Origin of the sequence: Gilvibacter sediminis (assembly GCF_028561565.1) — a bacterium.
Taxonomy (GTDB): domain Bacteria; phylum Bacteroidota; class Bacteroidia; order Flavobacteriales; family Flavobacteriaceae; genus Gilvibacter; species Gilvibacter sediminis.
The window spans coordinates 524,141-543,691 of sequence record NZ_JAQQTE010000001.1; the positions used below are offsets into that span (position 1 = coordinate 524,141).

At 44.7% G+C, this 19,551-nt stretch carries 23 protein-coding genes; 11 read left to right on the forward strand and 12 right to left on the reverse strand.

Annotation, left to right across the window (positions count from 1 at the left end; all coding sequences use genetic code 11):
• The 8 genes from rpmF to POW22_RS02390 all read left to right on the forward strand — a co-directional run bounded on the left by rpmF (position 1) and on the right by POW22_RS02390 (position 5,791).
• Positions 1–198, forward strand: a complete 198-nt coding sequence (gene rpmF, locus POW22_RS02355) for a 50S ribosomal protein L32 (RefSeq protein WP_272830918.1) — start codon at positions 1–3, stop codon at positions 196–198.
• A gap of 182 nt (positions 199–380) precedes the next feature.
• On the forward strand, positions 381–1,376 hold the full coding sequence (locus POW22_RS02360) for a beta-ketoacyl-ACP synthase III (protein ID WP_272830920.1): 996 nt from the start codon (positions 381–383) through the stop codon (positions 1,374–1,376).
• Between the two features lie 35 nt (positions 1,377–1,411).
• On the forward strand, positions 1,412–1,906 hold the full coding sequence (gene accB, locus POW22_RS02365) for an acetyl-CoA carboxylase biotin carboxyl carrier protein (protein WP_272830923.1): 495 nt from the start codon (positions 1,412–1,414) through the stop codon (positions 1,904–1,906).
• 59 nt (positions 1,907–1,965) lie between these two features.
• Positions 1,966–3,318, forward strand: a complete 1,353-nt coding sequence (accC, locus tag POW22_RS02370; protein WP_272830925.1) for an acetyl-CoA carboxylase biotin carboxylase subunit — start codon at positions 1,966–1,968, stop codon at positions 3,316–3,318.
• 65 nt (positions 3,319–3,383) lie between these two features.
• Positions 3,384–3,536 carry a hypothetical protein gene (locus POW22_RS02375; RefSeq protein ID WP_272830927.1) on the forward strand — a complete coding sequence of 51 codons (153 nt, stop codon included), beginning with the start codon at positions 3,384–3,386 and terminating at the stop codon, positions 3,534–3,536.
• Positions 3,533–4,651 carry an NAD(P)/FAD-dependent oxidoreductase gene (locus POW22_RS02380; RefSeq protein WP_272830929.1) on the forward strand — a complete coding sequence of 373 codons (1,119 nt, stop codon included), beginning with the start codon at positions 3,533–3,535 and terminating at the stop codon, positions 4,649–4,651. Before POW22_RS02375 ends, POW22_RS02380 begins: the two co-directional genes overlap by 4 nt.
• A complete protein-coding gene (mtgA, locus tag POW22_RS02385) occupies positions 4,651–5,352 on the forward strand; it encodes a monofunctional biosynthetic peptidoglycan transglycosylase (protein WP_272830930.1) in 702 nt (233 codons plus the stop codon). Before POW22_RS02380 ends, mtgA begins: the two co-directional genes overlap by 1 nt.
• A gap of 43 nt (positions 5,353–5,395) precedes the next feature.
• Entirely contained in the window at positions 5,396–5,791 is a 396-nt protein-coding gene (locus POW22_RS02390) for a GreA/GreB family elongation factor (protein ID WP_272830931.1), read from the forward strand.
• On the opposite strand, the gene POW22_RS02395 is transcribed toward POW22_RS02390, so the two are convergent.
• The 11 genes from POW22_RS02395 to POW22_RS02445 all read right to left on the reverse strand — a co-directional run bounded on the left by POW22_RS02395 (position 5,788) and on the right by POW22_RS02445 (position 16,951).
• Positions 5,788–6,246 (reverse strand): hypothetical protein, encoded by a 459-nt coding sequence (locus tag POW22_RS02395; RefSeq protein WP_272830932.1) that lies wholly within the window; start codon positions 6,244–6,246, stop codon positions 5,788–5,790. The two genes, POW22_RS02390 and POW22_RS02395, sit on opposite strands and share 4 nt — an antisense overlap.
• Positions 6,246–7,166 (reverse strand): ABC transporter ATP-binding protein, encoded by a 921-nt coding sequence (locus tag POW22_RS02400; protein WP_272830934.1) that lies wholly within the window; start codon positions 7,164–7,166, stop codon positions 6,246–6,248. The genes POW22_RS02395 and POW22_RS02400 overlap by 1 nt, the downstream gene beginning before the upstream one ends.
• Before the next feature lie 39 nt (positions 7,167–7,205).
• Positions 7,206–9,368: a prolyl oligopeptidase family serine peptidase gene (locus POW22_RS02405; protein ID WP_272830936.1), complete on the reverse strand. Its 2,163-nt coding sequence runs from the start codon at positions 9,366–9,368 to the stop codon at positions 7,206–7,208.
• A gap of 129 nt (positions 9,369–9,497) precedes the next feature.
• The gene (locus tag POW22_RS02410) at positions 9,498–9,872 is read right to left on the reverse strand and encodes a DoxX family membrane protein (protein WP_272830937.1); all 375 of its coding nucleotides are present in this window, start codon (positions 9,870–9,872) and stop codon (positions 9,498–9,500) included.
• A gap of 112 nt (positions 9,873–9,984) precedes the next feature.
• Positions 9,985–11,616 (reverse strand): FG-GAP-like repeat-containing protein, encoded by a 1,632-nt coding sequence (locus POW22_RS02415; protein WP_272830938.1) that lies wholly within the window; start codon positions 11,614–11,616, stop codon positions 9,985–9,987.
• A 30-nt stretch (positions 11,617–11,646) separates the two neighbouring features.
• A complete protein-coding gene (locus POW22_RS02420) occupies positions 11,647–13,020 on the reverse strand; it encodes an Ig-like domain-containing protein (protein ID WP_272830939.1) in 1,374 nt (457 codons plus the stop codon).
• Positions 13,021–13,154: 134 nt separating this feature from the next.
• Positions 13,155–13,553: a DoxX family membrane protein gene (locus POW22_RS02425; protein ID WP_272830941.1), complete on the reverse strand. Its 399-nt coding sequence runs from the start codon at positions 13,551–13,553 to the stop codon at positions 13,155–13,157.
• A 53-nt stretch (positions 13,554–13,606) separates the two neighbouring features.
• Positions 13,607–14,599, reverse strand: a complete 993-nt coding sequence (locus POW22_RS02430; RefSeq protein ID WP_272830942.1) for an aspartate-semialdehyde dehydrogenase — start codon at positions 14,597–14,599, stop codon at positions 13,607–13,609.
• Positions 14,600–14,712: 113 nt separating this feature from the next.
• Entirely contained in the window at positions 14,713–15,120 is a 408-nt protein-coding gene (mscL, locus tag POW22_RS02435) for a large-conductance mechanosensitive channel protein MscL (RefSeq protein ID WP_272830945.1), read from the reverse strand.
• Positions 15,121–15,206: 86 nt separating this feature from the next.
• Positions 15,207–16,313 (reverse strand): alanine racemase, encoded by a 1,107-nt coding sequence (alr, locus tag POW22_RS02440; protein ID WP_272830946.1) that lies wholly within the window; start codon positions 16,311–16,313, stop codon positions 15,207–15,209.
• Complete coding sequence (locus POW22_RS02445) at positions 16,310–16,951, reverse strand: thymidine kinase (RefSeq protein ID WP_272830948.1); 642 nt, start codon at positions 16,949–16,951, stop codon at positions 16,310–16,312. Before POW22_RS02445 ends, alr begins: the two co-directional genes overlap by 4 nt.
• Positions 16,952–17,146: 195 nt before the next feature.
• Here POW22_RS02445 and POW22_RS02450 point away from each other — a divergent pair, with 195 nt between their 5' ends.
• The 3 genes from POW22_RS02450 to rsmI are packed head-to-tail and all read left to right on the forward strand — an operon-like array spanning position 17,147 to position 18,946.
• Positions 17,147–17,920 (forward strand): hypothetical protein, encoded by a 774-nt coding sequence (locus POW22_RS02450; protein WP_272830949.1) that lies wholly within the window; start codon positions 17,147–17,149, stop codon positions 17,918–17,920.
• Between the two features lie 4 nt (positions 17,921–17,924).
• Complete coding sequence (locus POW22_RS02455) at positions 17,925–18,275, forward strand: DoxX family protein (RefSeq protein WP_272830950.1); 351 nt, start codon at positions 17,925–17,927, stop codon at positions 18,273–18,275.
• Entirely contained in the window at positions 18,272–18,946 is a 675-nt protein-coding gene (gene rsmI, locus POW22_RS02460) for a 16S rRNA (cytidine(1402)-2'-O)-methyltransferase (RefSeq protein WP_272830952.1), read from the forward strand. Before POW22_RS02455 ends, rsmI begins: the two co-directional genes overlap by 4 nt.
• Here rsmI and POW22_RS02465 read toward each other — a convergent pair.
• Entirely contained in the window at positions 18,943–19,533 is a 591-nt protein-coding gene (locus tag POW22_RS02465) for a carboxymuconolactone decarboxylase family protein (RefSeq protein ID WP_272830953.1), read from the reverse strand. The genes rsmI and POW22_RS02465 overlap by 4 nt on opposite strands.
• Between the last annotated feature and the right edge of the window lie 18 nt (positions 19,534–19,551).

Consider the following 19,551-nt stretch of genomic DNA (forward strand, 5'->3'; position numbering starts at 1 on the left):
ATGGCACATCCTAAGAGAAAGATCTCTAAAACCAGAAGAGACAAGCGCAGAACGCATTATAAAGCTACTGCACCTCAATTGGCCACTGATCCTACTACAGGAGAAACGCACTTATACCACAGAGCGCACTGGCACGAAGGAAAGCTATACTACCGTGGACAGGTTCTTATCGACGATACCGAGTCTGCAGAAGCATAGTAGTACCTGTTTTGTAAAATATTACTCTCGCGGTCAAATTTTTTGATTCGCGAGAGTTTTTTATTACAAGAAGCCAAAAATGTCACAAATGAGCCAATTTTGGCTTGTTTTTGTCTAAAATTCGTTATTTTCACTTCCTTTTAAGGCAATAATGCCTTTTTTTGTGTACTGAATTCTGTAAAATGAGTAAGATCACAGCAGCTATTACCGCTGTCGGGGGCTACCTGCCAGATTACGTACTGACCAACCAGATTCTGGAAACTATGGTTGATACGAACGACGAATGGATTACCACCCGTACCGGAATCAAAGAACGCCGCCTGTTAAAGGACAGCAATAAGGGAACTTCTTATTTGGCCATCAAAGCCGCACAAGATGTCCTTGAGAAAAGCGGCACCGACCCAAAAGATATTGACATGGTCATTATGGCCACAGCGACTCCGGATATGCCGGTAGCAGCAACAGGCGTTTACGTAGCCTCTCAGATAGGAGCCGTAAACGCTTTTTCATATGATTTAGTTGCGGCTTGCTCAAGTTTCCTTTACGGAATGTCTACGGCAGCGCGCTATATTGAATCTGGGCGTTATAAAAAAGTACTGCTCATTGGAGCAGACAAGATGTCTTCAATCATTGATTATGAAGATCGTGCCACTTGTATCATCTTTGGTGATGGCGGTGGCGCTGTGCTTTTTGAGCCTAATGAAGAAGGCTACGGATTGCAAGATGAGGTCCTGAGAAGCGACGGTATTGGCCGCGAGCACCTGAAGATCGACGCAGGTGGATCAATCCTTCCTGCATCTCATGAAACCGTAGACGCCAAAAAGCATTATGTGTTCCAAGACGGAAAAACAGTATTCAAATTTGCCGTATCCAATATGGCAGACGGTGCTGCGAAGATCCTAGAACGCAACGAACTAACCGGCGATGATGTTGCCTGGCTGGTTCCTCATCAAGCTAACAAACGCATCATAGATGCTACCGCCCGCCGTATGGGGTTGGATGACAACAAGGTGATGATGAACATTGAGCGTTATGGGAACACCACTTCGGCAACCCTACCGCTTTGCCTATACGATTACGAAAAACAGCTTAAAAAAGGAGACAAATTGATCTTTGCCTCTTTTGGAGGCGGATTTACCTGGGGCTCTATTTATTTGACCTGGGCATACGATTCATAAAAACCACAACCTAATAAACTAAAAAACAAAATCCGATGGAAATTAAGGATATTCAGAATCTGATCAAGTTTGTAGCCAAGTCTGGCGCAAACGAGGTAAAATTGGAGACGGACGAGTTTAAGATCACCATCCGTACTGGGATGGAGAGCAAAGGCCCTGAGGCCACTTACATTCAGCAAATCCCTGCTGCTGCTCCTGTTGCCGCTGCACCTGTTGCTGCTGCTCCAGCTCCGGCTGCTGAAGCCGCTGCGCCTGCTGCAGAAGCTGCACCTGCGAGTGACGATTCAAAATACGTTACGATCAAATCCCCTATTATTGGAACCTTCTATCGCCGCCCGGCGCCAGACAAACCAATGTTTGTTGAGGTAGGAGACAGTATAGGTAACGGCGATGTGCTTTGTGTTATTGAAGCCATGAAGCTGTTTAACGAGATCGAATCAGAAGTGTCTGGTAAAATTGTGAAGATCCTTGTTGAGGATTCTTCTCCAGTTGAATTTGATCAGCCACTATTCTTAATCGACCCATCATAGTCAAATCGGATTACATAGTGTGTTAGTCAGTCTGGACTGATGCAAAAAATCACAGTGTTATGTTTAAAAAAATACTGATTGCCAATCGGGGAGAGATCGCTTTGCGCGTTATCCGAACCTGTAAAGAGATGGGTATTAAGACGGTAGCTGTATATTCTACTGCCGATGCCGACAGTCTTCACGTGCGTTTTGCAGATGAGGCTGTGTGTATTGGACCGCCTGCGAGTTCAGAATCCTATCTAAAAATATCGAACATCATCGCTGCAGCAGAGATCACCAATGCTGACGCGATTCACCCCGGATACGGGTTTTTATCTGAGAATGCGAAGTTCTCTAAGATTTGTGAAGAGCACGAGATAAAATTCATCGGTGCCTCCGCAGAAATGATTGACCGTATGGGAGACAAAGCTTCTGCAAAAGCCACGATGAAAGCTGCAGGAGTACCTTGTGTTCCTGGTTCAGACGGTGTAATTCCAGACTTTGAAACCTGTAAAAAGCTCGCAGTTGAGACAGGATATCCTGTTATGCTTAAAGCTAGCGCCGGTGGAGGAGGAAAAGGAATGCGCGCCGTTTGGAAAGAAGAAGATCTTCAAGCTGCCTGGGAGTCTGCTCGCCAAGAGAGTAAGGCTGCCTTTGGAAACGACGATATGTACATGGAGAAACTCATTGAGGAGCCACGCCATATCGAGATCCAAGTAGTTGGAGATTCTACAGGAAAAGCTTGTCACCTCAGTGAGCGTGACTGTTCTGTACAGCGTCGTCACCAAAAATTAACGGAAGAAACTCCTTCTCCATTCATGACAGATGAGTTGCGTGATGCCATGGGTAAAGCCGCGGTAAAAGCAGCAGAATACATCAACTATGAAGGAGCTGGAACGGTAGAGTTCCTAGTAGACAAGCATCGCAACTTCTACTTCATGGAAATGAACACGCGTATTCAGGTAGAACACCCGATTACCGAAGAAGTTGTTGATCACGATTTGATCCGCGAGCAGATCAAAGTAGCTGCTGGGGTAAAGATCTCCGGAAAGAACTACTATCCGCAATTGCACTCTATTGAGTGTCGTATCAACGCTGAGGATCCTTATAACGACTTTAGACCTTCGCCAGGGCGCATCACCGTTTTGCATGCACCGGGAGGACACGGAGTTCGCTTAGATACTCACGTATACGCCGGATACATGATTCCACCGAACTATGATTCTATGATCGCGAAGCTGATTGTTACTGCGCAAACGCGTGAGGAGGCGATCGCTAAAATGAAACGTGCGCTAGACGAGTTTGTTATTGAGGGAATCAAAACGACCATTCCATTCCACCGTCAACTCATGGAAGAAGACGCCTACGTAGAAGGAAACTATACCACGGCATTCATGAACGACTTTGAAATGCGCGAACCAGAAGAAGAGTAACACTTCTTTTTGAGATATTGAGAAATCCGGAGTCTTTTGGCTTCGGATTTTTTTATTTTTAGTCCATGCGAGAAGGCTATTTTAAACACATGGCTTTTGTAGTGACCTCTGTTATAGTGGTCGCTATTGGGCTCAAGACTTTGGGAGTATATTTTGCGTTCTCTATTCCGCTGTTTATGGTCATTTTTATCATCATTGCTAAAAAGTCTAAGAAATGACGCTTTCCTATTGGGAACATAAAACTTGGTTTAAGGATATTGATTTCGCGATTATTGGAAGCGGCATCGTGGGCCTTTCTGCAGCTTTGGCTTTACGCACTCGATTTAGTCAAGCCAAGATCACCGTTTTGGAGCGTGGAATGCTGCCTTCTGGAGCCAGCACTAAGAATGCAGGCTTTGCTTGTTTTGGAAGCGTTTCCGAGCTCTTAGACGACCTTTCTTCGCATAGCAAGCAAGAAGTATTAGAGTTGGTTAAAAGGCGTGTCAACGGTCTGGAAAGTTTAAAATCACTCTTAGGTACCACTGCCTTGGCCTTTGATCCCTGTGGCGGTTATGAGTTATTTACTCAAGAAGACACGGAGCTCTATGAAGAAAGTCTAACCGCTATATCAAAATTAAATGCTCTACTCGATCCTATCTTTAAGGCTCCTGTTTTTAGCGCGGTAGCTAATAGCTTTGGATTCAATCAGCTTCAACCGAAGCTCATCTTCAATCAGTTTGAAGGAAAGATAGACACCGGAGCTATGATGCAGGCCTTGATCCGAAAGGCGCAGGCTCATAATATTCAAATCATCAATGGTGCGGCAGTCACCGCTATTTCTGACGATGAGTCTGGAGTGAAATTGCAACTCAATGGCGGTACGGAGATCTCTGTTGACCGCTGTTTGATAGCTACCAATGGTTTGGCCGGAGGTCTGTTGCAAGAAGATCTTAAACCGGCAAGAGCGCAAGTTTTGATCACCGAACCTATTCCAGACCTTCACTTTAACGGCACCTTTCATTTAGACCGCGGATATTATTACTTCCGCAATATTGACAACAGAATTCTCTTTGGCGGTGGACGCAATTTGGATGTGGACGGAGAGACCACTACAGTCATGGAGACCACAGAGCGCATACAAAACGCCTTAGATTTACTGTTACGCCATACGATTTTACCCGGGAAAGACGTTAAAATTGAACAGCGCTGGAGCGGTATTATGGGAGTGGGCAGTAAAAAAGCGCCCATTGTCAAGCAGCTTTCCAACCGTGTTTTCTGCGGAATTCGCCTAGGCGGAATGGGAGTTGCCATTGGTGCGGATACCGGCCAGGCGTTGGCCAATCTAATTGATTAATGCGCAAATTCATTCGTTTTCTATTCAAGAGTTTCTTTTGGTTTTTGGTCTTGTCCAATCTCTGGGTTTTGGCGTATCGTTATTTGCCTGTTCCAGCAACACCTTTAATGGCTATTCGATATTTCCAACAGGAGGAACCTGCGCCAGTACAACATCAGTGGATCGCTTTAGAACAGATCAATCCTGAGCTACAAAAAGCGGTGATCTGTGCGGAAGATCAGCAGTTTTTAAATCACAAGGGTTTTGATGTAGCAGCCATTAAAAAAGCCCAAGCCAGCAATAAAGAAGGCAAGGCATTACGCGGAGCGAGCACCATCAGTCAACAAACGGCAAAGAATGTCTTTTTATGGCCTCAGCGTTCATGGGTTCGGAAAGGATTTGAAGCGTATTTTACTTTTTTGATCGAGATTTATTGGAGCAAAGAGCGCATTTTGGAAGTCTATTTGAACAGTATTGAATTCGGCCCGAGTGTATACGGCGCTCATGCTGCAGCTCAGCATTGGTTTGACAAAGAAGCAGCAGATCTCAGCAAGGATCAGGCCACGGCCCTAGCGGCTATTTTGCCCAATCCTAGAAATTATCAGCCTGTAAATCCATCAGCTTATATTGCTAAGAGAAAACGCTGGATCAGCAAGCAGATGATTAACTTTGGACCTTTGGAATTTGAATCAGAAACACCCAACGACCTTGGTGCCAAATAAAGAAGACTTATTACAGCTATGTCATGCCTCACTCGATAAGCGGTTGAAAGGCCTAAAGCAGGCGCAAGCGGCTGTGGACGAATCTATGTCTGGAGCCGTAAAGAGCAGCGCCGGAGACAAACACAATACGGAGCGCGCTCATTTGCAATTGCAAAGTGAGAAATTGGGGCAGCAGTTCAAAGTCTTAGACCAGCAGCGCTTGGTGCTTTCAAAAATTATAACGGATTCCGTGACGGGAAGAGTTCATTTAGGCAGTTTGGTAGAAACTGATCAGCAGTGGTATTTCTTGTCGATTCCTGCTGGAGCTTTAGTCTCAAAAGATCAAACCTATTGGGCCATTGCGCCGCAGAGTCCAATTGGGCAACTGTTGTTAGGAAAAGCGGTAGGCGATTCGTTTTCTTGGAACGGCAAGAGCCAAGAGATCAAGGCAATTTATTAATCGTCATCACGCGTCGCGTCATAGACCTCAATGTTCAAGGATGCTGCAATGCCATCAGCCTTGTGCATAGCATCTTCTTTTGTTTCTCCTTCATAGACCGTGATGTGCTTGTTCCTTTGATAAAACAAGTTGATGCGGTAGACCGTCTTTCCCATAGCTGCTTCAGCAACCCAAACGCGGGCGCGATAGTTTTTGGTCGTTTTAAATACAGACACGTATTCAATCTCAGGAAGGGGTTTCCAACTACCAATAGTCACTCCCCATACCGAATACAAGTGGCGGTATTTCTTTTCAAAGACGTTTACTTCCGCTCCTTCTCTTAAGGATAAACGCGCTGCAACCCCCATTAAGATCAGGCCAAACATAGTGCCTTGGGTAAGCAAATACGCTCCTAAAAGCACTACTGCGATGGAGAAGACCACTTTTATTTGTGGAATAGGGTTTAAAAAGCGCATTAATCTTGAATTTTTAGGTGGATTTGAGTACCCGATTCTAGAGCGTCTGATGCGTTGAAAAAATACTCTTGAGGTCCGTTTTTAGCATGAATAAGATAGTGACTTCCTTTGAAATAACTGGCGTGCACAGTGGCAGAGAAATCGGCAGGTTCAGAGACTGCCACTAGTTGATGTGGGAACAAATAGCGCCCGTCTTCAAGCGCGTTGATCTCTCCAAAGAATCCCGCTTGGTATGCGCTGGAGACGTTTTTATACAGTTCTTGTGGAGGTCCGTAAAAGGAAACGCTTCCTGCTTCTAGAATCAAGACCTTATCTGCAAAACTCAAGGCCTCATTGGCGTCGTGCGTAGCGGTAATGCAGGTGATTCCTTCCTGTTTTAAGTAATTGTACAAGAGCCGCCTTAAACGCGAGCGTCTAAACTCATCTATATGGGCAAAAGGCTCATCCAAAAGCAGGATTTCAGGAACCAAGGCCAAGGCTTTCGCAATGGCCACCCGCTGCTTTTGACCCCCGCTCAGTGACTTGACTTTTTGTTTGGCAAATGGTACCAGGTCTAAAAGCTCAAGCAGCTGCTCAGTTCTTGTGGCTTCTTGCTCCGGATTGCGTCTGGAAAAATGTTCTTGAATATTCTCATTAACTGTAGTGTAGGGCATCACATTGGCTTCTTGAGCTACTAGCTTCATATATGGAGCGCCAGGAACCAATTGATCTTTGGGCCCTAGAACAGGATCGCCTTTCCATTGAATGTGGCCAGATTGGAGATCCATTAGACCATAGATCAAGTGGAGCAGGGTTGATTTACCACTCCCGCTTTCTCCCAGAATGGCTAAATGTTCCCCAGCTTCCAAATGGAATTTAAGAGGACCCAACAGCTGCTCTTGTTGGTCATAGCCGAATTGTTCAATGGAGACTTCAAGCATAGAAAAAAGCCCTTGCTTGTTGGCAAGGGCGTTTATGTTTTATCCTTTCACTTTTGAACTGACATCTTCTGGCAGTACGCGGTAACCCATATTGTAGAGGGTAAAGCCAAAGAGGTCTGCATAGAGTTCAATGGTTTTACTCACTGGAGTTCCAGCGCCGTGACCGGCATCTTTTTCAATACGGATCAATGTTGGATTGGCTCCTCCGTTCTTGGCTTGCAGTTCTGCAGCAAACTTAAAACTGTGGGCTGGTACCACACGATCGTCATGATCTGCAGTGGTGACCAAAGTGGCTGGGTAGTTAACACCTTCTTCCACATTGTGTACTGGGCTGTATCCTAAAAGATAATCGAACATCTCTTTGGAATCTTCTGAGGTTCCGTAATCATAAGCCCATCCTGCACCGGCGGTAAAGCTGTGATAACGCAACATGTCCAAAACTCCTACTGCAGGTAAGGCTACCTTCATCAAGTCTGGGCGTTGGGTCATTACGGCTCCAACTAAAAGACCTCCGTTAGATCCACCGCGGATCGCGAGGTATTCTGAAGAGGTGTATTTGTTTTCAATCAAGTATTCTCCTGCAGCAATAAAGTCGTCAAATACATTTTGCTTTTGCATTTGCGTACCGGCATCGTGCCAAGCTTTTCCGTATTCACCACCACCTCGAAGGTTAGGCACGGCATAAACTCCACCTTGTTCCATCCAAACGGCATTAGCAATGCTAAATCCAGGGTTTAAAGAGATATTGAATCCACCGTAGCCGTAAAGAATGGTTGGGTTTTTACCGTTGAGCTCCAAACCTTTCTTGTGGGTAATGATCATCGGCACTTTTGTTCCGTCCTTAGAGGTATAGAAAACTTGAGTGCTTTCATAATTATCTGGATTGAAATCTATGGCTGATTTGCGATATAGCGCAACTTCACCGCTGTCTGCTTGGTAGGTGTAAATGCTGCCTGGCGTGTAGTAATTGGTAAAGCTGAAGTAGATCTCGTTCTCTTCTTTTTTAGAGAAGAAACCGCCTGCTGAACCGATTCCCGGTAATTCAACCTCACGTACCAAAGTACCGTCATAGTTGTACTGCATCACCTTAGAGATGGCATCTACCGAGTATTCCGCAAAGATATATCCTGCTCCCGTAGAAGGGCTCAATACGTTCTCTGTTTCTGGGATCACATCTACCCAATTGGCTGGATTGGGATCTGTTGCTGAGGTTTTAACGATACGCTGGTTAGGAGCGTTTAGATTAGTCACTAAATAAAGAGTGTCTCCATCGTTATCCAACATATACGTATCGCTATCTACATTGTCAATTACGGTGATCAATGGGCGATCGGGATTCTCTAGGTCTTTTAAGAACATTTTGTTCCCGGAGGTTGAAACCGAGGCAGAAATGGCTAACCATTTGTTGTCTTCAGAAACGCCACCGCCAACATAACGGTGCTTTTCAGCTTCTGTTCCTCCAAAGACTACTGGATCTGCTCCTTGATCTGTTCCTAATTTGTGGTAGTACAGTTTGTGCTGATCGGTCTTTGCAGAAAGCTCGCTACCTTCTGGCTTATCATAACTCGAGTAATAGAATCCTTCATTCTTATACCAAGAAATACCACTGAATTTCACGTCGCGTAAGGTGTCTTCAATGATGGCTTTTGAAGCAACATCCATGATCAAAATCTTACGCCAGTCGCTTCCCCCTTCAGAAATACTGTAGGCTGCTAAGGATCCATCCTCAGAAAAACTCAGCCCAGAAAGGGAAATGGTTCCATCCTCTTTAAAGGTATTCGGATCTAAGAAAACCTCTGCAGTACTTGGGTCGTCCCCAGTTTTGTAGCGGTAGACCACGTACTGGTTCTGCAAACCGTCATTCTTTCTAAAGTAGGTATAGTCTCCTTCTTTAAAAGGCGCAGTAACTTTTTCATAGTTCCAGATAGATTCCAAACGCGATTTGAGTTCTTCGCGGAATGGAATGGTATCTAAAAATCCGTTGGTCACTTCATTTTGGGCGTCTACCCAAGCTTCTGTTTCTTCACTTCTGTCGTCTTCTAGCCAACGGTAAGGGTCAGCTACATTGACACCAAAGTAAGTATCTACGGTGTCTACTTTTTTGGTTTGATGATATTCCACTGTGGGTACGGGTTCTGGGGTATTTTCTTGGCAACTCATTGCCACTACAGCCAAGAGGACTGCTCCAAATAATCTCTTCATCTAAATTTAGTTTTACGGGCCTAATAAGCAGCCGATTGCCAGCTGAATTTTAAGGCAGCTAAAGGTAAGAAAAACTAGCGTTGCTGCATTGCTGCAAAAATCAGTTTAACAGCAACTTAAGAGCTCGTCTCAAGTAAACAGTGGGGTGTAGGCTTTCCAGTATTTATAAATCAGTAACGCATTGAGTCCGGCTACAACCAAAGCAATGCCAATATCTGGCAAGTCTAAAAAGACGTGAAACAGTACAATGTTCAAGGAAATGGGCGCGAGTAATATAAGTGCAAAAGGAACCCATTTATTCAATAAAAGCATCAGGCCTACCAGAATTTCTAAAGCACCTACAATATAGAGCACATAGCCTGTGGCATCTAGTGAGGTCATAAATTCTGCGGCTCGAGGCGGGAATTCTGGTGGTGTTAAAAATTCAAAGAATTTGTTGGCTCCAAAAGCCAATAAGGCAAGGCCTAAAAGCCACTTTAAAATTTTAGAAAAGGTGGAATTCATAGGGCGGTGGTTAGTTAGTGAGCTGCGCATGAGCGCATTACTAAAGATAATAAAAATAAAAAACCCTGTGATCTGGTGACCACAGGGCTCAATTTTGAGAAGTGTATTTCTCTTATTTCTTCAAGAACTGTTTGTTGATCACAGCTCCGTTAGTTTCAATCTTTAAAACATAAGCACCAGTAGCTAGCGCTGCAACATTGATGGTTTGGTTACCCACTGTTCCAGACTGTACTAAAGCACCGTTTAGGTTATAGATGTTGTACTGAGCATCGTTAAGCGGTGTTCTGTAATCCAATTGCAACAACTCTGTAGCAGGGTTAGGGAAAACAGTTAAGGCAACTTCATTAGTTTGCTCCTCAACACTCAAAGGTTGACCTTCATAGATAGTCAAAACTTGATCTACAGCAACATCTTCAAAAGTGTCCACAGTACCTGATGGCCACTTAACAACCAAAGTGTTGATGTTAGTCGCAGTTCCCAATCCGAAGTGTGTATTGAGCGTGCTCAAGAAACGGAATCCTTCTCCGTTACGCACATCACGGATCTGTGTTCCGGCATCTGTAGTCAATTCAATTCGAGCTCCAATACCGTTCACATTACTTGGATCTCCCACCGTGTTGATGGTCAACCAGTGGTTGGCGTTCCCGTCATTATAACGGATAAAGCCTGAGTTGAAAGCGTCTACAAAACCGTCGTTGTTCAAGTCTCCAAAAGCTCCGTTGCTTCCACTAATGGCTCCAAAGGAAATAGTAGTAAAGGTTAGATCACCGTTTCCGTAAAGGATGTTCCCGTTAGAGGCGATATCCAAGAAACCGTCGTTGTTGAAATCGTGCGTAGCGTTCTCAATTCCAGTAGCCGTAACTGACAATACACCAGAAGCAGCGGTTACATCAGTAAAGGTATATCCAGATCCAGGACCGTTATTACGCATAAGTTTGTGCGCTCCAGAACTTGCTCCGACAAAGACATCCATATCTCCGTCGTTATCAAAATCTCCCCAAGCAGAAGACCAAGTTTGCATCGGGTCTGCCAAGCCAATGGCTACGCCGTTCTCTGTAAAGGTACCGTCTCCATTATTTCTGTGCATTTGGTTGGTTCTACGTGCAACCTCTCCACCACACTTAGCGATGAACATGTCTAAAAGACCGTCGTTGTCGTAATCGATCCATACAGATCCGTAGTTACCCCCAGAAGGGTAATCCCCTAAACCACCTTGGTTAAAGGTCAAAGCTCCGGTTCCGTCATTAATGTAGTATACGTTAGGAGCAACATCGTGACACACAAAGGCATCCATGTTTCCATCGTTATTGATGTCTACAAAGTTGGAACGCTGAGAGAATACGAATTCAGGTCCTGAAACCTCAACAAATCCGCTCCCTGTTCCGTCAGAACGCATAAAAGTTACTCCACTTCCACCTCCGTAAAGCAAATCGGTGTATCCGTCACGGTTGTAATCAGCTGCAGCTAAACTCCAAGAAGGTGTGTAGTTTGCAGAGGATGTTGAAATGTTACGAGTCACGAAAGTTCCGTCGGGTTGTTGTTCCAAGATGTTCACGTTGGTAGAACTGATCGAAACGATATCGTCCAGAAAATCTCCGTTCATATCCACAACAGCTCGGTTAGATCCCGAGGTAGATACAGAAGAAAAACTGAAGCTAACCGGATCCACACTACCCGCAGAATCCTGGGCAAAAACAGCACCTACCGTAGTCAAGGCAAGGATGCTTAGCATAATTTTTTTCATGTCATTTTTTAGTTAAGTGTTTAACGTTGTTTAGTCGCAAGTTCCCGTAAGTGAGTTGATCCAGGCTTCCACCATGGCAACTGCTTGGTCATCGCGTATAGTTCTGCCCAAAAGGGGCATGCGGTATTCTTCTGCTTCTGAGTTCATTCTAAAGTATAAAACAGAAGTGTCAATATCGCCAGGGACCACGATCTGAGTGTTGGGTGGAATCGGAGTTTCCGGATCCACACATACGCCCAAATTCACGTTGTCCGCAGTTTCATTAAAGGCAAAGCGCACCGGGCGATAGTCACAATGACGATCGTCTGAATGGCAATGCGCACAATTTATATCTACATAAGAGCGCATGCGCAAGCTGATGGGCTGCGAAGTGTCTCTCCAGTCAATTACGGTTTGTATATCGGCAGGCAGGTTATCTGCCAGATAGCCCATGGCTACCATTTTTTGCAGCTGATTGCTCACGCCATCACTGTAGGCATAATCACTGTTGATGTGTTGTGGTTTGAGTCCAATGGGGATCGGATCTAATTGTGTTTTATGGCAGGTAAAGCATTCCGCTTCTGACGGGATGCGGTAATTGATGGTGCGCTCCACACCTTCTTGCAGCCAAGTTACCTCCGTGAAATCTCCGTCGAGATTCAAGGTCGCTTCTGTTTGCTCATCGTTCCAGATGTATTCTGCAAACTCCCAACCAGAGGCCTTACGATAGATCAAACGGGTTTCGATGATTCTCGTATTGCCCTCAGGCAACACATTGTCATAATAGAAGGTCTTGATCAAAATGGTTCCAACCGGCATGTCTAAAAGCTCGTAAGACTCTGTAAAATTCGCTTGAGCTCCATCAGGCATCCAAATGAAACGTTTCTTTAAGGCATAGTCCGTAAATAAAGTACTTATGGGTTTGTATGGCAGCACACCATAAACCGGGAGCTGATCTGCCATGGCCCCATCAAAGAAATTGTAGTCTGATAGGTTGTCGTACGGGAATTGCTCCAAATTGAAGTTTACCGGACTTACTGGGGTAACGTTGATTCTCAAGGTTGCTCCAACGCAATTATCGGTTCCATCCTCGCAAATATTGTAAGTGAAAGTGACCTCCCCAACGGTGAATCCGTCTGCAGTGTATTCAATAAGATCATCGCTTGGATCGTCTGGAGTGTTGTTCGGGTCAAGGATATTTACACTGCCAGAGGTTGCCGCAGAAACACTCAATGAACCTGTTTGAGGCACATTTTCATCGTTGGTAAATACATTTATAGAAATGGTTGCATTTTGTGCAACAACAGCCGTGTCATCTACCGCCACATAGGTCAAGGGCGTGTAGCCGTTATCGTCAGAATTACATGCTACCAAAGCCAAAAAGGCAAGGCAGAGTACTCCTATCCTTTGAATAAGGTTGATCATGGTTGGCACATTAGTGTAAATATTAAACAAGAACGGGACAAAAAACCCTACCTCCCAAGCATTTAACAAAACTATTGCAAAAAAAACAACCATCCGCAGGGATGGTTGCTATTCTATCATTTCTGATAGGGCTATTAAGAGAACATGGGTTTATATGCGTCCCAATGTTTGTACATCAAATATCCGTTAAGCAATGCCACTAAGATGGCAGGGCCGATGTTTGGCAAATTCAAAAAGGCGTGGAACAAGACAATGTTGATTGAAATAGGCACGAGCATTACTAAGGCTAGCGGCACCCACTTTCTAATGACTAAAAGCAATCCTACGACTACCTCAGTGAGGCCGACAAGGCCCATCAAATACCCTTTACCAACATCTGTTGCGTTAGAATAACGCAGCGCGGTGAATAAATATTCAGCTTGTGGATATCCAGAAAAGTCAAAGTCTTGTAGAAACCAGAAGAATTTGTTGAATCCAAAGAGCAACAACATCAGTCCTAGTCCAACGCGTATAATAAGATTTAAATATTTCATTTTAACTGTTTTGGGTTGATTATGAGGTCTTAGACGAAGCCTCCCCAAACAGCTTACAAAAGTTTCTCCCGGTCCAAATGCTGAGCAATCTGAACCGCATTGGTCGCAGCTCCTTTTCTCAGATTGTCACTCACGATCCATAGGTTCAAACTGTTTGACTGACTCAAGTCCCTTCTAATACGCCCTACAAATACGTCGTCTTTATGATGCGCGTAGATCGGCATAGGATACGTGTTGGTATCAGGATTGTCCTGTACCACCACGCCTTGAGTTCCCGCAAGCAAATTGCGGACCTCATTGAGCTCAAAGTCGTTTTCAAATTCAATGTTGACAGATTCGGAGTGGCCACCTTCTGTAGGGATGCGCACCGCTGTAGCCGTTAAGGCAATGCTTTTGTCATTGAGGATCTTTTGAGTTTCTCGAACCAATTTGAACTCCTCTTTAGTATATCCGTTGGATTCAAAGACGTCACAATGCGGCAGGGCATTGCGGTAAATGGGATAAGGATAGGCCATCTCTCCTTTGACACCGCTCACCTCGTTGTTCATTTGCTTTACAGCTTTGCTACCCGTACCAGAAACAGACTGATAGGTTGAGATGACAACACGCTTAATCTTGTATTTGTTATGCAAGGGCTTAAGCACCATTACCAATTGAATGGTAGAACAATTTGGGTTAGCTATGATTTTATCCGAGGCTGTCAAATCATAGGCATTGATCTCTGGAACCACCAAATTGATATCCTGTTCCATGCGCCAGGCGGAGGAATTGTCTACTACGGTACAACCAACTTCAGCAAATTTTGGCGCCCATTCTTTGGAAGTATCCCCTCCAGCAGAGAATAGTGCCAACTGTGGTTTCATTTCAAGTGCAGTTTCCATACTCACCACCTTAAACTCTTTGCCTTTATAGGCTACAGGTTTTCCAACCGATCGCGCTGAGGCAACTGGAATGAGTTCTTCAATAGGAAAATTGCGTTCTTCTAAAACGCGGAGCATGACTTGGCCAACCATTCCGGTGGCCCCAACAACTGCTACTTTATACATGATTTAAAATTTAAAATGCAAAAGTACAGCAAGCCGTCAAAAGGAAATCAAAAAAGAAGCATAAAAAAAGCTGCCTTGGGGGAGGCAGCTTTGCTATCTAATCTTAAAAGAGATTATTTTTTAAGTAGGTCTCTGATCTCTGCAAGTAATTCTTCTTGCGATGGTCCTGCCGGAGCTTCTGGAGCCGGCTCTTCTTTCTTCTTGGTCTTGTTGTAAGCCTTAACGATCATAAACAGTACGAATCCTACAATCACCAAGTTGATGATGGCATCGATCCAGTTACCGTAAGCAATCGCATTTTCTGGAGTAGACACTGTACCATCAGCAGCTACAACAGCTTCTGTCAATACAATCTTGAGATCTGTAAAGCTGACACCTCCTGTGAAATGACCGATCACAGGCATCATGATGTCGCTCACAAATCCTTTAACTACTGCAGATACTGCACCAGCAAGAATAACTGCTACTGCTAGATCAATGACGTTACCCGTCATGATAAAATCTCTAAATTCTTTTAACATGGAATATTGATGTATTAGTTAATTGACTACAAAGTACTAAAAACTAAGGCGGAATGTTAAAAGCAGTGGCTAAGTTTTTAACACACTTATCGAAGAACGACACGTTTTATTCGACCACCAACTGCAGTCAATAACTCATAGGAAATCGTGTTGGCTTTTTTGGCTAAATCTTCTGCGGATTGAATCGTGCCAAATACTTCCACTTCATCACCTTCTTGGCAATCAATTTCGCTAACATCAACCATGATCATGTCCATACAAACATTACCGACAATTGGGGCTTGTTTTCCGTTGATGATAACAGTTCCCACACCTTTTCCAAGGGCTCTTGGCAAACCGTCTGCATGTCCAATGGGAAGTGTTGCCATTTTCATGGGTGATGCAACCACATGACCGCGGTTGTAGCCAATGCTATCTCCCGGCTGCAAATTGTGGATCTGACTGATCACAGTTTTTAGTCGCATCACTGGCTTGAGTTCGCGATCTAATTCTGGAGCATTTGCGTATCCGTAAAGACCTATTCCGCTGCGAACCAGATCATAATGCGCTTGCGGGTAATTAAGAATCCCAGAAGTATTGGTAGCATGCGCAAAGAATTTTTGATCTCCTAAAGCACGTAATTTAGGAAGGACCTCGTCAAATGCTGCAAGTTGACCCAAGGTGAAGTCGCGTTCGGCGGCATCTTCACTGGCGGCTAAATGTGTGAAAGCAGACCGTAAGGATAAAAACTCGCTCTTATTCACGAGATCTGCGGCTCTCGTTGCTTGCTGCGGATCAAATCCGAGTCTGTTGAGTCCAGTATTTATTTTAAGGTGTACGGGATAGGCCACTAATTTCTGATCGCTGGCAAACCTGCTAAAGGCTTCCAATAGTCGCTCCGAATAAATACTCGGCTCCAGGCACTTCGCGACCATCAACTCAAAATTGACGGGTTGTGGGTGTAAAACCAGTATGGGCAAAGTCACTCCAGCGTCTCTTAAGAATAATCCTTCATTTACATAAGCTACAGCTAGGTAATCAACACCAAGTTCTTGCAATTCCAGAGCCACGGTAGTAGCATCTCCCCCATAGCCGTTGGCTTTGACCACCGCGAGCATTTTGCAATCTGGGTTGAGTTTTGATCTTAAGAAATGGTAATTATGATGCAAGGCACCCAGGTCCAGTTCCAATACGGTTTCTGAAACTGAACTCATGCTTTTTTCTGTTTGGGCGAGATCTGCTCAGGATCTTTAACTTCCATTTTTGAGAGCTTTTCACGCAGGTTGGCCTTGTAAAAGGCAGCACGACTCAAAGGTTCGTATTCATCAGTTTCTCCTAGTAGAACCAAATTGTCATTGGCGGATTTGCGATAAGAATACTGCGCTAGGTTTCCCGTTCGGGTACACACAGCATGTACCTTGGTAACGTATTCTGCTGTGGCCATAAGTGCGGGCATGGGTCCAAAAGGGTTGCCTTTGTAATCCATATCCAAGCCGGCCACGATCACGCGAATACCGCGATTGGCAAGGTCATTACAGACCTTGACGATCTCATCATCAAAGAACTGTGCCTCATCAATTCCAACCACATCGCAGTTGTCTGCAAGGATGGGAATATTCGCAGCAGCAGGAACCGGAGTGGAGAGAATTTCGTTGCTGTCATGAGAAACTACCATTTCCTCGTCATAACGACGATCCACCGCTGGTTTGAAGATCTCCACGCGCTGTTTTGCAAATTGAGCGCGCTTGAGTCTGCGGATCAATTCCTCTGTTTTACCAGAGAACATAGAGCCACAGATGACTTCTATCCATCCAAACTGTTCTTGTTGATTTACGGTGTTTTCGAGAAACATTTTGTAATTTACTACACGAAAAAAGACATATTTCCGTTAGGATTAACGGGTGGCGTAAAGGTAACAAAACGTCCAAATAAAAAGGAGCTAATTTGATAAGTTATGGGTTGAACATTACATTTTTAGATCGCAATCAGACTAACAAGACCGATCGTGTGATTTATTCAATTCCAAAACTTCAGTAAAGTGAGAAAAATGAACAAGACTATCCATGCCGAATTGCGCGAGTTGGCACAGGAAATACTAGACGGGCCTAAGGTGCTGAGTGCCGTAGAGCTCAAAGGGAAGGCTCAAAGACTTTATGAAAAACTCATCATCCTAAGCCATTTAGAAGCTCAGGTGGGCGTTGATCCATTGACCACTCCAGTGCCTGATAAAGAATCTTTAGACTCTAAGAGTTATCGGGAGCAAAATTGGTTTACAGAACCAAAGCCGGTTGAAAAACCAGCACACGATGAAGAACTTGTAGAGCCGCTCATTGAAAAGATCAAAGACATTGTAGCTCAAATGCCGGAGGAATCACAAAAGGTCGATGCGCTTTTAGAAGATATTCTGCCCAAGCCTAAATACGTCAAGAATGATTTGGAAGACCTTGCTGCAGATTACAAACACACGCCTGTGTTTGAGCGCAAACAAGAAGCTCCGCCTACATCGGTAGAGACTCCAGAGCCTCCAACGCAAGAAGTTGCAGAGACCACAAACAACACGGTTGACAAACCACGTTCGCTTAATGAGGCATCTGCTGCAGGGGCACAAATTGGACTCAATGACCGCATTGCTTTTATCAAGCATTTGTTTGACAACAAACCAGAAGATTATGCGCGTGTGATCTCTCAACTAGACACCTGCGATTCCTTTGAGCAAGCTCAAAACTTTATTCAATTACAAGTAAAACCCGAGTACAATTACTGGTTGGATAAACAAGAGGTTGCAGAGCGTTTTATGAGCATCATTGAGCGTCGCTTCTAAGCCGATGAATCCCGGGAAACTCATTTATTGGTCCAGCACCGTGGCCATTTGTTTGATCATGTGCTATTCTGCCAGCATGTATTTTTCCAACACAGAAATGGTTGAAGGCTTCTTTAGACGCTTCAATTACCCGGATTACTTAGTTATTCCTTTGGCCGTTGCCAAGATCTTGGCTGTGGTCATGATCTTATGGCGCAAGATCCCTTGGGTTACCGAATGGGCATATGCCGGTCTCTTCTTTGATTTGGTTCTTGCCTTCTTTGCCCACGAACGTTTGGGAGATTCGGTTACCTTTGTACTGTTGGCAGCTATTGCTCTGCTGACTTCGTACTTTTTTGGTAAATACTATAGATGAACGCTTCGCTTTATTTAGTTCCCACTCCTATTGGTAATTTAAAGGATATCACCTTGCGCGCTTTAGAAGTGCTGCAAGAGGCTAGCTTGATCTTAGCAGAAGACACGCGTACCAGCGGAAAGTTACTCAAGCATTACGATATTGCCACACCCATGCGTTCTTATCACATGCACAATGAGCACAAGGCCACAGCGGCTATTGTTGCTCAAATGCAGGCAGGACAGACTGTGGCTATGATCTCTGATGCGGGAACTCCGGGAATTAGTGATCCTGGTTTTTTGTTGGTTCGAGAAGCCTTGGCTGCGGGTTTGCAGGTGGAATGCCTTCCTGGTGCAACTGCTTTGATTCCAGCTTTAGCCGCAAGCGGTTTGCCTTGCGAACGTTTTGTTTTCGAGGGATTTTTGCCGGTCAAAAAAGGACGTGCCACGCGTTTAGATAGTCTTAAAGAAGAGTCCAGAACCATGGTCTTTTATGAATCTCCGCATAAGTTATTAAAGACCCTCACGCAGTTTGAAGAGCTGTTTGGCGGAGACCGCAAAGCCGCTGCTGCCCGCGAGTTGACCAAGCTTCATGAAGAGATTGTCCGTGGGAGTTTAAGCGAAATAAAAAGGCACTTTGAAACCAAAGCGCCTAAAGGTGAATTTGTATTGGTAGTAGCCGGAGCTTCTTAAAGGTGCTTCCCTTTATTCCAACCGTGCTTTCCTAAATACTGATTACCGCTTTCTACAGCACCATCTTCAATAGAAGTTCCCATAGAGTCGTTCCAACGGTTCAAGTATCCAAACAAGGAAATCACTCCTAACATTTCAACGATCTCGCCTTCATCCCAATGTTGGTAGAGACGTTCTTTGATCTGCTCGTCTACTTGATTAGGAACTAAAGAAGCTGCCAGTGAAAAGTCAAGGGCTGCGCGTTCAGCTTCACTAAAAGCCGGATGAGTACGGTATTCCCAAATGTTGTCCAATTGCTCTTGTTCTGCTCCATAGCGTTCTGCAGCGCGAATGGCATGCGCTTGGCAATAACGACAACCCGTACTGTTGCTGCTTACCCAAGCGATCATTCTCTTAAGGGCAGAGGTCACTCGACCTTCATTGGCCATAACCGCTTTGTTGAGGTTGATAAACGCTTTGCTAATGGCCGGTCTGCGTTGCATGGTCAGTACGCTGTTTGGGCAAAAGCCAAGGGTTTCGTTGAAAAATTTGGCCAGTTCGGCGGTTTCCGGATCGTGGTCCGGAGAAAGTGGAGTCACTAAAGGCATGGGTTCAATTTTTTATGT